Source organism: Rathayibacter sp. AY1B6, assembly GCF_002932755.1.
In the GTDB taxonomy this organism is placed as follows: Bacteria; Actinomycetota; Actinomycetes; order Actinomycetales; family Microbacteriaceae; genus Rathayibacter.
This window is the reverse complement of sequence record NZ_PSWL01000016.1, coordinates 1-12,430: the sequence shown is the minus strand read 5'-3', so window position 1 is coordinate 12,430 and position 12,430 is coordinate 1. Positions and strand designations below refer to the sequence as shown.

Sequence of the window (12,430 nt, the reverse complement as noted above, 5' to 3'; positions counted from 1 at the left end):
GTCGCTCGCCCGCAGTCGGCTCGAGCGGGTGGTCACGTTCCGCAGAGCGTCCTCCGTCCGCGCTACGACGATCCGCTCGCACGCGGATCGCCGGTCACCGCCGAGCGGTGTCAGCTGCGGCTCGAACAGGTGGACGCGATCCGCAGAGCGGGCCGCGACCGCGCCACGACGATCCGCTGGCACGCGGATCGCCGGTTCGCGCTCCCACCGTGCTCCAGAGCCCCGATCGCTCGCCCACGGTCGGCACGAGCGGGTGGACGCGATCCGCAGAGCGGGTCGGCTCTGTCGCACGAGCACGTGAACTCCGCACGGCCGCTACGACGATCCACTGGAACGCGGAACGCCGTTCCCGGCTCCGTCGCGCACTCGCGCGGTACGGGCAGTGACCACTCCCTCGCGTCCGCAGAGGCGGAAGCCCTCCCCCGCAGTCGCGGCGGCGCCTCGCGCCGCTCGCGCTGCGCCCCCCGGCTCGCCAGACGGACTACGGTGCTCGTCTCCCGGAGGGAGGCGGCGGATCGGGATCGCGGCCCCTCCGGCGTGGTGGGCGTACGGGCCGCAGGCCCGTCGGGCAGAGGGGCCGCGATCCCGATCCGCCGCCGGCCCCACCAGAAGCCCTCAGCGCCGGTAGTTCGGCGCCTCCACCACCATCTGCACATCGTGAGGGTGCGACTCCTTCAGCCCGGCCGCCGTGATGCGCACGAACTTCCCGCGCTCCTTCAGCTCGGGGATGGTGCGCGCTCCGACGTAGAACATCGACTGGCGCAGTCCGCCGGCGAGCTGGTAGGCCACGTTCGCGAGCGGGCCGCGGTAGGGCACCTGGCCCTCGATGCCCTCGGCGATCAGCTTGTCGTCGGTGGGGACGTCGGACTGGAAGTAGCGGTCCTTCGAGTAGGAGGTCCGCTCGCCGCGGGTCTGCAGGGCGCCGAGGGAGCCCATTCCGCGGTAGGTCTTGAACTGCTTGCCGTTCTGGAACACGAGGTCGCCGGGGCTCTCCTCGCAGCCCGCGAGGAGGGAGCCGAGCATCACGGTGTCGGCGCCGGCGACGAGCGCCTTGGCGATGTCGCCGGAGTACTGGAGGCCGCCGTCGGCGATCACGGGGACGCCGGACTCGCGCGCGGCGAGGGACGCCTCGTAGACCGCGGTGACCTGCGGGACGCCGACGCCGGCGACGACGCGGGTGGTGCAGATCGAGCCGGGGCCGACGCCGACCTTGATCGCGTCGGCGCCCGCGTCGACGAGGGCCTGCGCCCCGGAGCGGGTCGCGACGTTGCCCCCGATGACGTCGACGCCGGCGAACGCCGCATCGGACTTCAGGCGGCGGATGATGTCGAGCACGCCGGCGGAGTCGCCGTTGGCGGTATCGACGACGATCACGTCGACGCCCGCGTCGAGCAGGGCCGTGGCGCGCTGCCAGGCGTCGCCGAAGAAGCCGATCGCGGCGCCGACCCGCAGGCGGCCCTCGTCGTCCTTCGTGGCGTTCGGGTACTGCTCCGACTTGTCGAAGTCCTTGACCGTGATGAGACCGGCGAGCTTGCCCTGCGCGTCGACGAGCGGCAGCTTCTCGATCTTGTGCTGCGCGAAGAGGGCGATGACCTCGCTGTCGGGGATGCCGACGCGGCCCGTGATCAGGCCGGTGCTGGTCATCACGTCGCGGACGAGCGTGGTCGCCTTCTCGAACGGCGAGACGAAGCGCATGTCGCGGTTGGTGATGATGCCCACGAGCACGCCGGTGGAGTCGACGACGGGGAGGCCGCTGATCCGGTACTGGCCGCAGAGGTCGTCGACCTGCGCGACGGTGGCGTCCGGGGTGGTCGTGACGGGGTTCGAGACCATTCCCGACTCGCTCCGCTTCACCCGGTCGACCTGGTCGGCCTGGTCGGCGATGGAGAGGTTGCGGTGCAGGACGCCGAGTCCGCCCTGGCGGGCCATCGCGATCGCCATGCGCGCCTCGGTGACGGTGTCCATCGCCGCGGAGAGCAGCGGGGTCGCCACGCTGATGCGCTTGGTGAGGCGGGAGGCCGTGTCGGCCTCGCTCGGGATGACGTCGGTGTGCCCCGGGAGGAGCATGACGTCGTCGTAGGTGAGTCCGAGGAATCCGAAGGGATCCGGCTGGTCCATCAATGCCCCTTAGCAGGTCGAGTGCGGGAGCCCGGAGAGGACGGGAGGAGTCCGCTCACGAGCGCCACGGTTGTTCGATCTTAAGCGCCGCGGGGCCCGCGGTATTCCTCGACGCTGCGGCCGACGGGCCTCGGATGGGCGCTGGAGCGCTCTCCTCTCCCTCATAATGTCGTCACGCGTAAGTGCGGACGGTGAAACACCGCCGACACATGCGGAACGTATGGTCAACCAACGTTGTTTGACGACGGCGATTCGGGCGTGCCCGGAGACCCCATCCGTCTGTGCACCCTGACGAGAGGTAGACGTCTTGCTCACAGCCAGCCGTTCGATGCGCCGCCAGCGCTCGACGACCCTGCATCCGACGGACCGGGAGGCGCCCCGTGGATAGGAGACGCCCGAGGCTCCGAGACCGCCTCCTGGCCCTGGGTCTGCTCGCCGCGACCCTCACCGGGATCGCCGCGGCGGCCCCCGCCGCACTCGCCGCCACCACCGCCGACCAGTCGATCATCGCCTGGGTCCGCGTGCAGGGGACGAACGAGAACCTGACGGGGGTGACCGTCGAGATCGGCGGTGACGCCTCCGCGACCGTGACCACCGGCGAGGACGGCCGAGCCACGTTCCCCCTCGACGCCGCGGGCACCTACACGGTGACCGTCGACGAGGAGTCGCTGCCCGCCGACAAGGGCTACCCCGCCGCGGGTCAGAACCCGAAGCAGGTGAAGATCGTCGCCTCGCAGAATCAGATCGTGAACTTCATCGTCTCGACGGCCAACCCGAAGGGCTCCGGGGCGACCGTCCCGGTCCCGACGGACTCCGCCGCTCCGACGAGCCCCGCGACCGAGGGCACGACCGGCAACGACGCGACGAACCCCGACGGGACGTCCAACGCGGTGAACCAGCCGGTGTCGGCCGACACGTTCTGGATCATCTTCTGGCCGAAGGTCGTCACCGGCCTGATCTTCGGGCTCCTGATCGCCCTCGCGGCGATCGGAGCCTCTCTGATCTACGGCGTGACCGGCCTGAACAACTTCGCTCACGGCGAGCTGGTCACCTTCGGTGCGCTGATGGCGTACCTCTTCTCCGGGGTCTTCGGACTCCCGGCGCTGCTGGCCATCCCGATCGCGGTGATCCTCGGCGGGGCCTTCGGCTTCGTCCAGGACGGGCTGCTCTGGAAGCCGTTGCGGAAGAAGGGCATCCAGCTCATCCCGCTGATGATCGTGACGATCGGCCTCTCGCTGGCCCTGCGCTACGTGTTCGTCTTCTTCTTCGGGGCCGACCGCCTCTCGCTCCCCAACAGCACCGCTCCGTTCTTCACGGTGCCGGAGCTCGGGATCAGCCTGAAGTTCACCGACATCGTCGGCGCCGTCGTCGGCGTCGTCTGCATCGTCGCCGTGGCCTACGTCCTCACGAAGACGAAGATCGGCAAGGCGATGCGGGCGGTCTCGGACAACCGCGCCCTCGCCTCCGCCTCGGGCATCAACGTCGAGCGCGTCATCCGCGTCGTCTGGGTGATGTCGGGCGCTCTCGCCGCACTGGCGGGCGTCTACATCGGCTACTACCAGTCGCTGCGCTGGGACACGGGAGCGTCGATCCTGCTGCTGATCTTCGCGGCGATCACGCTCGGCGGACTCGGCTCCGCCTACGGCGCGCTGGTCGGCTCGCTCATCATCGGACTGATGATGAACATCTCGACGATCTGGATCCCGGAGAACCTCAAGTACGTGGCTCCGCTCGTTCTCATGATCATCATCCTCCTGGTCAGGCCGCAGGGAATCCTGGGCCGCAAGGAACGGATCGGCTAGGACACCATGAACCTCAACTTCATCTGGCTGGCGATCGGGCAGATCGTCGATCCCACTGTCGCCGCGTACGCGCTGGCGACCATCGGCCTGGTCATCCACTTCGGATTCACGGGGCTGCTCAACTTCGGACAGGCCGGCTTCATGGCGGTGGGCGGCTACGCCTTCGCCATCACCTCGGTCAAGTTCGAGTGGCCCGTCTGGGGCTCCTTCCTCGCGACGATCGTCGCGGCGACCGTCTTCGCGCTCATCCTGGGCATCCCGACGCTCCGGCTGCGGGCCGACTACCTCTCGATCGTCACGATCGCGGCGGCGGAGATCATCCGGCTCTCGGTCAAGACCCCCGAGTTCTCGGCGATCACCGGCGGCTCGGAGGGCATCAACGGCGCCGCGAAGGCGTTCAACGACCTCAACCCGCTCCCCGAGGGCCGCTGGGGCATCGGCGTGCTCACCTACAGCCAGGACCAGTGGTGGGTGCGGATCGTCGGCTGGGGCCTCGTGCTCCTGGCCTGCCTCCTGGTGTTCCTCCTGATGCGCAGCCCCTGGGGCCGCGTCATCAAGGGCATCCGCGAGGACGAGGACGCCGTGCGCTCGCTCGGCAAGAACGTCTTCTCGTACAAGATCCAGGCGCTCATCCTGGGCGGAGTGCTCGGAGGCCTCGCAGGAGCGCTGTTCATCCTCCCCCGCTCGCTCCAGCCCGACAACTACGGCACCCAGCTCACGTTCTTCCTCTACACGATCATGCTGCTGGGCGGCGCTGCGACGGTCTTCGGACCCGTCGTCGGCTCGATCATCTTCTGGGTCGTCCTCGGTCTGACCGACGGACTGCTCACGCTCGGGATCGACACCGGGGTCCTCAACAACGACCTCATCCGCCTCACCACCGTGCAGACCGGACCCATCCGGTTCATCGTGGTGGGGGTAGCCCTCATGCTCCTGGTGATCTTCAGACCCCAGGGGATCTTCGGCAAGAAGAAGGATCTGCACTTTGCCTAAGACGCCGGTCTCGGACATCACCGAGGAAGCAATCGTCCCCGGGGTCCGGAAGAAGGACCCCATCGTCGTCGCCGACAACGTCAGCCGCCGCTTCGGCGGACTGACCGCTGTCGACGTCGAGCACCTCGAGATCCCCCGCGGATCCATCACCGCCCTGATCGGCCCGAACGGGGCCGGCAAGACCACGTTCTTCAACCTGCTGACGGGCTTCGACAAGCCCAACACCGGCAAGTGGAACTTCAAGGGCAAGAACCTCGCCAACGTCCCGGCCTACCGGGTGTCGCGGATGGGCATGGTGCGCACGTTCCAGCTCACCAAGGCGCTCGGCGGCATGACGGTGCTCGAGAACATGCTGCTCGGCGCGAAGGGGCAGAAGGGCGAGAACATCTTCACCTCGCTCATCCGCCCGCTGTGGTCGAAGGAGGAGGACTCGATCGAGCAGCGCGCGATCCGCCTGCTCGAGAGGTTCAAGCTGGACACCAAGCGGGACGACTACGCGTCGAGCCTGTCGGGCGGCCAGAAGAAGCTGCTCGAGATGGCGCGGGCGCTGATGTCGGAGCCCGAGCTCGTCATGCTCGACGAGCCGATGGCCGGCGTGAATCCGGCGCTGACGCAGTCGCTCCTGGGCCACATCGTGAATCTGAAGGACGAGGGCATGACCGTGCTCTTCGTCGAGCACGACATGCACATGGTCAACACGATCGCCGACTGGGTGATCGTGATGGCCGAGGGCAAGGTCGTCGCCGAGGGCCCGCCCTCGACCGTGATGAACGACCCGGCCGTCATCGACGCGTACCTGGGCGCTCACCACGACACCGACCTGGGCACGATCGAGGGCCAGCTCGAGATCGCCGAGGAGATGGACTCCGACCTCGTCCGCGAGGACGTGGAGCTGCAGGCGGAGCAGGCCGGCATCCCGACGCCCGGCCACGACGCTCCGGCCGCCGCTCCGGCCTCCGCGCCGACGAGCGTCGCCCCGACGACCGACGCCCCGGCCGTCGAATTCGAGAAGGACGAGAGATGACCGCCGACACGACGACTCCGAACACCCTCGAGACGCACGACCTGCACGCGGGCTACGTGCCGGGGGTCAACATCCTCAACGGCTCCAACGTCTACGTGAAGCGCGGCGAGCTCGTCGGGATCATCGGCCCGAACGGCGCCGGCAAGTCGACGCTGCTGAAGGCGATGTTCGGCCTGGTCAACATCCGCCAGGGCACCGTCGTGCTGAACGGCGAGGACATCACCGGCCTCAAGGCCGACAAACTGGTGTCCAAGGGCGTGGGCTTCGTGCCGCAGAACAACAACGTCTTCCCGTCGCTCACCATCGAGGAGAACCTCGAGATGGGCATGTACCAGAAGCCGAAGCTGTACAAGGAGCGGCTCGAGTTCGTCACGGAGCTCTTCCCGGAGCTCAGCAAGCGGCTCAAGCAGCGCTCGGGGTCGCTCTCGGGCGGTGAGCGCCAGATGGTGGCGATGTCGCGGGCTCTGATGATGGACCCGTCGATGCTGCTGCTCGACGAGCCCAGCGCGGGCCTGTCCCCGATGCGGCAGGACGAGACCTTCGTCAACGTGCAGAGGATCAACCGCGCCGGTGTCTCGATCATGATCGTCGAGCAGAACGCGCGGCGGGCGCTGCAGATCTGCGACCGCGGCTACGTCCTCGACCAGGGCCGCGACGCCTACGAGGGCGCGGGCCGGGAGCTGATGAACGACCCCAAGGTCATCGAGCTCTACCTGGGCACGCTCGCGACGACCAACGAGGTCACCACGAGCACCCCGACCGTCGGCGGCTGACTCCGCCGCGAAGGGCCCGTCGTCTCCGGACGGCGGGCCCTTCGTCGTTCCCCGGGGGGGGGCGGAGCGGGTCGGAGGGTCGGCGCGGCCCCACGTGGAGGTCGAACGGCCCCGGACGGAGGCCGGTTCGGCCCGGAGAGCCGGAGGGGCCCGCCCGGGGAGGCGGGCGGTCCGGTCCCCGGAGACGCGGCCGCACGGAGTGCGCGCGGGAGGAGTCGGTCGGGCCGCTCCCCGGCCGCGGACAGGCCTCCAGCGGTCTCTCCGTGGCACGCGTCGCACCCCGGGACGTCAGCGGGACGGCGGGTCGGCGACCTCGCCTCCTGTCCGCGGAACGAGGGCACGACAGCGAGAGTCTCTCCGCACCCGCGACCCCCACGAGGGGGACGGGAAATCGCCCCTCCTGCCGTAGTTTTGGGGACACGGGACAGCCCTGCAGGGGCACGTCCCGGTCCCCTCTCCCCCGGTAGGGACCGCGATCGGCCGCCGATCTCCTCCCCTCCCCGCAGCGCCTCGAGCGCCGCGTCGTCCGCCTCGAAGGAGCCGACCATGAAGAGCTACACCCCCGCCCCTGTGGAACTCGGAGCCGGCTTCGGCACAGGTGCGATCGGCGACTACGAGCGCTGGCGCGTCGTCGGCGTCTACGCCCAGGTCGTCATCGCGGAGACCACGGGAGGCAAGCGCCGCAACTACAGTCGCTCCTTCGTCACGTACCGTCTCGCGCAGGAGGCGGAGCTGCTCCGCGCCTCCTAGGCTCTCCGCTGCACACGGAGCGCGCGTCCTCCCTCGGAGGGCGCGCGCTTCTGCGTTCCCGCTCGACGTCGTCGCTCCCGCCCGCGGTCCGTCACGGCGCTCCTCGAGGCCGAGAGAGGCGCTCGGAGGCGCCCACTGCCCGCCGGGGCTCCTCAATCCCCTGGAGTGGCCGCCTCGACGCCGCGTGAGGCCCTGGACGCCACGGAGCCGTTCGTCCGCGCCCGGACAGCGGTCGCCGCCGCAACGGCCGCCCCGCCTCGCTGCGCCCGTCCGCGCGACCGGTGCGTCTCCGCCTCTGCGCTCCGGGAACGGCGGAGGGGCCCGGTCCGAAGACCGAGCCCCTCAGGGATGCGGCAGGAGCCGCGTCACCGCGTCGTCAGTTCAGCGAACCCTCGACGGTCTCCTCGAAGGAGGTGGTGTTGCCCGTGCCGTACTTGTAGATCGAGACCGAGGCCTCGCTGGTGTCGCCGTTCTCGTCGAACGAGATCGGGCCGGAGAGGCCGTCGTAGTCGACGTCCTCGCCGTCGGCGATGAGCTTCGCGCAGTCGGCGAAGGTCGTGCACTTGGTGCCGCCCTCGGAGACCGACATGAGGTTGTCGCGGATGGTCGCGCCGTCCGTCGCCTTGCCCTGGAGCGCGGCGAGAGCGGTCAGGACCGTGGCGTCGTACGACTCCGGCGCGTAGCTGAACACGGTCAGCGCGTCGTTGCCCTGCGACTCGACGAGCGACTGCAGCTTGCTCTGGAAGTCCTCGGACGCCTGGACGCCGGGGTTGGTGAACTGCGCGCCGGCGATGTCGACGTTGGTGTCGGACTCGCCGATGACGCCGTAGTTGCCGTCCGTGCCGTAGAGCTTCGAGAAGTCGAAGCCCTTCGCCGAGAGCTGCTCCGCGATGGTCTTGATCTCGTCGAACGAGATGACGACCAGCGCGTCGGGGTTCGGGGCGAGGACCGAGGTCAGCGCCGAGTTGAAGTCGGTCGAGGCCGGCTCGAAGATCTCCTCGGCCGCGACGGATGCTCCGCCCGCCTCGAGGGTCTCCTTGATGTTCTTCTCGAGGCCGGTGCCGTACGCGTCGTTCATGTACAGGATCGAGACGTTGGTCTTGCCGTCGCCGAGGATCTTGTTGCCGAGGATGCGGCCCTGGAGCACGTCCGAGGGAGCGGTGCGCCAGTAGTAGCCGTCGTCGTCGTAGGTCGTGAAGTCCGGCGAGGTGTTGGCCGGCGAGATCTGGACGACGCCCGCCTGGGTCACCTGGTCGATGAAGGTCTTCGAGACGCCCGAGGACGCCGCGCCGATGATGGCGGAGACGTTGTCGGCGATGAGGGACGTGGCCGACTGCGTCGCGATGTCGGTCGTGGTGTCGCCCGAGTCCTTCTGCTCCACGTCGATGGTGATGCCGGCCTTGGCGTCGTTGATGTCGACGACCGCCTGGTCGACGCCCGCGATCTCGGGCGGGCCGAGGACGGCGAGGGTGCCGGTCTGGGGGAGGATCGTGCCGATCTTCAGGGACAGGTCGCCCGAGCCGCTGTCGCCGCCCGATCCGCTGTCGCCGCCGCCGGCACAGCCGGCGAGGACGAGAGCGCTGGCGCCCAGAATGGCGACGCCGCCGAGGGTTGCCCGGAGGGACCGCGCGCGGGCCGAGCCGGCCTTCGCGTAAACGCCCATGTTGCTCCTTGAGAGGTGTGTGTCAGTGGGAGCGGCGCCGGTGGCAACCGCTCGGCCAACCTAACCTTCGAAGCAGCCGTGAACAATACAGGGGTGTTACCAATACGTTTCGCGACCGGATCGTTACCATTCCGCCGTCGCACCGCGTCAGGACGACGCGTTCCGCAGATCAGACGGAGGAACGGCGCCGTCTGCGCTCCGCGGCGACGAGGTCGCCTGAGAAGATCGCCAGGGCGGCCCACACCAGCGCGAAGCCGATCCAGCGCTCGAGCGGCATCTCCTCGTGCAGGACGAAGGCCCCGACGAGGAACTGCAGGAACGGCGTCAGGTACTGCACGAAGCCGACGATCGAGAGCGGGAGGCGCCGGGCGGCGCCCGCGAACAGGAGCAGCGGGACGGCCGTGACGATGCCGGCCGAGGCGAGGATCAGGGCGTGTCCCGTCCCCTCCGTCGTCAGGGTCAGACCCACCGTGGAGCCCACGACCGCCAGCTGCACGACGGCGAGCGGCGTCAGCCAGAGCGTCTCGAGCGTCAGCCCGCCGACCGCGTCCACTGTGCCTCCGACGCGGCTCTTCACCAGGCCGTAGAGGCCGAACGAGAAGGCGAGGGCGAGCGAGATCCACGGGAAGGATCCGTAGCCCACCGCGATGACCAGCACCGCGACCGCGCTGACGCCCATCGCGGCCCACTGCAGGGGCCGCAGGCGCTCGCGCAGCACCAGGACACCCAGCAGCACCGTGACCAGCGGATTCATGAAGTAGCCCAGAGCCGCCTCGATGACGTGGCCCGTGGTCGTGGCGATCACGTAGACCTGCCAGTTGACGTAGATGAGCACGCCCGCGATCGCCATCACGCCGAGCAGGCGGGGGCGGCGCAGCAGCGCGCCGAAGGAGCGCCAGCCGCGGAGGACCGTGAGCAGGATCACGCAGAACACGAGCGAGAAGAGCACCCGGAAGGCGACGATCTCGAACGGCGAGGCCGGCGCCATCGCGATGAAGTAGAGGGGCATCGCGCCCCAGAGCAGGTAGGCCGAGAACGCGAACAGCAGCCCCGTGCCGGACATCCCGCCCGGGCGTCCGGAGGCGCCGAGAGCCTCCACTCCTTCGCCGAGGGGCACGTCCGAGGGGGACGGCGAGACGGACTCGGCGGGGGTGCGGGAGCTGGTCACTCCCCCGATGCTACGCAGGCGCGGGGCGGGGGGACGGTCCTGTACCGGACGGATCAGGCCACTGGTCGCGAGGAGGACCGGGAACGACGGAAGGGCCCGCCGACCGAGGTCGACGGGCCCTTCCGAGGGATGCTGCCTAGCGGACGACGACCGCGAGGACGTCGCGAGCGGAGAGGACCAGCAGGTCCTCGCCACCGAACTTGACCTCGGTTCCGCCGTACTTGGAGTAGATCACCTTATCGCCGACGGCGACGTCGAGCGGCACGCGGTTGCCGTTGTCGTCGATGCGACCGGGTCCGACGGCGACGACCTCGCCCTCCTGCGGCTTCTCCTTGGCGGTATCGGGGATGACGAGACCGGAAGCGGTCACCTGCTCCGCCTCGACCTGCTTGATGACGATGCGATCTTCGAGCGGCTTGATGGACACCGACACGGTTGACCTCTTTCTTGACGACGATGTGGGCGGAACGCGGTTCTGGCACACACGCTCCGAGAGTGCTAGATCCATCGTAGGGGCTCCGCTGGCACTCGTGCAATCAGAGTGCCAAGCGGGGCGGCGGACCCGCCGGGAGGCCGTGGCCTACCATGGCCGGATGCGACGTGACGAGCTGGTCGAGCTCCTCTCCCCCGAGGGCCTCCGGCTCCTCGACTCCCTCGACGGCTACCGGTCGGACGATCTGGTCCGGGCCGTGGCACGCCTCCGGGCGGCCGGCCACTCCCCCGTCCTCGTCGCCGCGGTGCTGACCCAGGCGAGGCTCCGGCAGAAGGCGGAGGCGAAGTTCGGCGAGTTCGCCCGCTCGATGCTCTTCACGGACGCGGGACTCGAGCAGGCGACGCGATTGCGCGTCGCCGCACTGCACGCCGGCCGGTTCGCCGCCGCGGGAGCGGCGCACGTCGCCGACCTCGGCAGCGGTATCGGGGGCGACGCCCTCGCCCTGGCCGCGATCGACCTGGCGGTCACCGCCGTCGAGGCCGACGAGGTCACCGCGACCCTGGCCAGCTTCAACCTCGCCCCGTTCCCCGCGGCGAGCGCCGTGCACTCGACGGCCGAGGCCTTCGACCTCGACGGCTTCGACGCCGTCTACCTCGACCCCGCGCGCCGCACGGCCGGCCACCGCGAGACCCGTCGGCTCGACGATCCGGACGACTACTCCCCCTCGCTCGACTTCGCGTTCGGCCTCGCCGAGCACCTCCCGGTGGGCGTGAAGGTGGGCCCGGGCTTCGACCGAGATCGCCTCCCCCGGGACGCCGAGGCGCAGTGGGTCTCGGTCGACGGCGAGCTGGTCGAGACCGGGCTCTGGTTCGGTGCTCTGGCGCGACCGGGCGTGCGCCGCTCCGCCCTGCTGCTCGGAGCGGCCGGCTCCTCCGAGCTCACCGCGGCGGGTGACAGCGAGGACGAGGAGGTCGGCCCGCTCGGCGCGTTCGTCCACGAGCCCGACGGCTCGGCGATCCGGGCGCGCCTCCTGGGCGAGCTCGCGCGCTCCAGCGGCTCGCGGATGCTCTCGCCCAGCATCGCCTACCTGACGGGCGACGAGGCGGCCGCCTCGCCCTTCCTCCGCAGCTTCCGGGTCCTCGCCGAGCTGCCGCTGGACGAGCGCACGCTGGCGAAGGAGCTGCGCACCCGCGGCGTCGGCGTGCTCGAGATCAAGAAGCGCGGAGTGGACATCGACCCCGCCCGCTTCCGCAAGCGCCTGGGCCTGTCCGGCACCGGCAGCGCGGTGCTGATCCTGACGCGGATCGCCGGGCGCCACCGCGCCCTGCTGGCGGAGCGCGTCGAGCGGCCCGCGCCGGCTCAGTAGCCGGAGGTGCCGGCGGCGAGGGCCACCACGACGAAGACGAGGAAGACCGCCAGGTAGATCAGCGAGACGGCGATGCCGGCGAACCCGGTGATGATCGCGGTCAGCGCGAAGCCGCGCGCGGCCGGCTCGCGCCGGCGTCCGAGGAAGCCGAGGACGACGGCCGGAGCCGACAGCAGGAAGCCGAAGCCCGCGGCGAAGAGCGTGATGACCAGGCCGACGATGCCGAGGATCATCCCGACGAGGCTCAGCGTGCGCGGGACGACGGGCGCCGGTGCGGCCGCGTAGGCGGCGGGGTGGCCGGGCGCGGAGGGATACGCGGGCGCCGAGGGGTACGCGGGCG

Annotated in this window: 11 protein-coding genes; 6 read left to right on the top strand and 5 right to left on the bottom strand. The window is 70.0% G+C overall.

The annotated features are described in order from the left end of the window. Positions 1–615: 615 nt before the first annotated feature. Positions 616–2,118, bottom strand: a complete 1,503-nt coding sequence (gene guaB, locus C5D08_RS09985) for an IMP dehydrogenase (protein WP_104276917.1) — start codon at positions 2,116–2,118, stop codon at positions 616–618. A gap of 380 nt (positions 2,119–2,498) precedes the next feature. Here guaB and C5D08_RS09980 point away from each other — a divergent pair, with 380 nt between their 5' ends. From C5D08_RS09980 to C5D08_RS09960, 5 genes are all read left to right on the top strand, one after another. Then, complete coding sequence (locus C5D08_RS09980) at positions 2,499–3,920, top strand: branched-chain amino acid ABC transporter permease (protein WP_104224732.1); 1,422 nt, start codon at positions 2,499–2,501, stop codon at positions 3,918–3,920. 6 nt (positions 3,921–3,926) lie between these two features. Beyond that, positions 3,927–4,913 (top strand): branched-chain amino acid ABC transporter permease, encoded by a 987-nt coding sequence (locus tag C5D08_RS09975; RefSeq protein ID WP_104224731.1) that lies wholly within the window; start codon positions 3,927–3,929, stop codon positions 4,911–4,913. Next, positions 4,906–5,937, top strand: a complete 1,032-nt coding sequence (locus C5D08_RS09970) for an ABC transporter ATP-binding protein (protein WP_104276916.1) — start codon at positions 4,906–4,908, stop codon at positions 5,935–5,937. The genes C5D08_RS09975 and C5D08_RS09970 overlap by 8 nt, the downstream gene beginning before the upstream one ends. Further along, positions 5,934–6,710, top strand: a complete 777-nt coding sequence (locus C5D08_RS09965; RefSeq protein WP_104276915.1) for an ABC transporter ATP-binding protein — start codon at positions 5,934–5,936, stop codon at positions 6,708–6,710. The genes C5D08_RS09970 and C5D08_RS09965 overlap by 4 nt, the downstream gene beginning before the upstream one ends. Before the next feature lie 546 nt (positions 6,711–7,256). Next, positions 7,257–7,460: a hypothetical protein gene (locus C5D08_RS09960; RefSeq protein WP_104234164.1), complete on the top strand. Its 204-nt coding sequence runs from the start codon at positions 7,257–7,259 to the stop codon at positions 7,458–7,460. Between the two features lie 376 nt (positions 7,461–7,836). Here the strand turns inward: C5D08_RS09960 and C5D08_RS09955 are convergent, their stop codons facing one another. The 3 genes from C5D08_RS09955 to groES form a co-directional block, all read right to left on the bottom strand. Then, positions 7,837–9,123, bottom strand: coding sequence for an ABC transporter substrate-binding protein (locus C5D08_RS09955; protein WP_104276914.1), 1,287 nt, complete (start codon positions 9,121–9,123; stop codon positions 7,837–7,839). A 169-nt stretch (positions 9,124–9,292) separates the two neighbouring features. After that, a complete protein-coding gene (rarD, locus tag C5D08_RS09950) occupies positions 9,293–10,186 on the bottom strand; it encodes an EamA family transporter RarD (RefSeq protein WP_104224726.1) in 894 nt (297 codons plus the stop codon). 241 nt (positions 10,187–10,427) lie between these two features. Next, entirely contained in the window at positions 10,428–10,724 is a 297-nt protein-coding gene (groES, locus tag C5D08_RS09940; RefSeq protein WP_097167691.1) for a co-chaperone GroES, read from the bottom strand. Between the two features lie 160 nt (positions 10,725–10,884). Between groES and C5D08_RS09935 the strand changes: the two genes are divergently transcribed. Further along, positions 10,885–12,090 carry an SAM-dependent methyltransferase gene (locus C5D08_RS09935; protein WP_104276913.1) on the top strand — a complete coding sequence of 402 codons (1,206 nt, stop codon included), beginning with the start codon at positions 10,885–10,887 and terminating at the stop codon, positions 12,088–12,090. Here C5D08_RS09935 and C5D08_RS09930 read toward each other — a convergent pair. After that, the coding region (locus C5D08_RS09930; RefSeq protein WP_104276912.1) for a DUF4190 domain-containing protein at positions 12,084–12,430 on the bottom strand (347 nt) is incomplete at its 5' end. The genes C5D08_RS09935 and C5D08_RS09930 overlap by 7 nt on opposite strands.

Bases quoted from the DNA above. Each gene is read 5' to 3' on its own strand.
- C5D08_RS09955 (WP_104276914.1), bottom strand. From the start codon at position 9,123: ATGGGCGTTTACGCGAAGGCCGGCTCGGCCCGCGCGCGGTCCCTCCGG.
- rarD (WP_104224726.1), bottom strand. From the start codon at position 10,186: ATGTCCGGCACGGGGCTGCTGTTCGCGTTCTCGGCCTACCTGCTCTGG.
- C5D08_RS09975 (WP_104224731.1), top strand. From the start codon at position 3,927: ATGAACCTCAACTTCATCTGGCTGGCGATCGGGCAGATCGTCGATCCC.
- C5D08_RS09965 (WP_104276915.1), top strand. From the start codon at position 5,934: ATGACCGCCGACACGACGACTCCGAACACCCTCGAGACGCACGACCTG.
- C5D08_RS09960 (WP_104234164.1), top strand. From the start codon at position 7,257: ATGAAGAGCTACACCCCCGCCCCTGTGGAACTCGGAGCCGGCTTCGGC.
- C5D08_RS09935 (WP_104276913.1), top strand. From the start codon at position 10,885: ATGCGACGTGACGAGCTGGTCGAGCTCCTCTCCCCCGAGGGCCTCCGG.
- guaB (WP_104276917.1), bottom strand. From the start codon at position 2,118: ATGGACCAGCCGGATCCCTTCGGATTCCTCGGACTCACCTACGACGAC.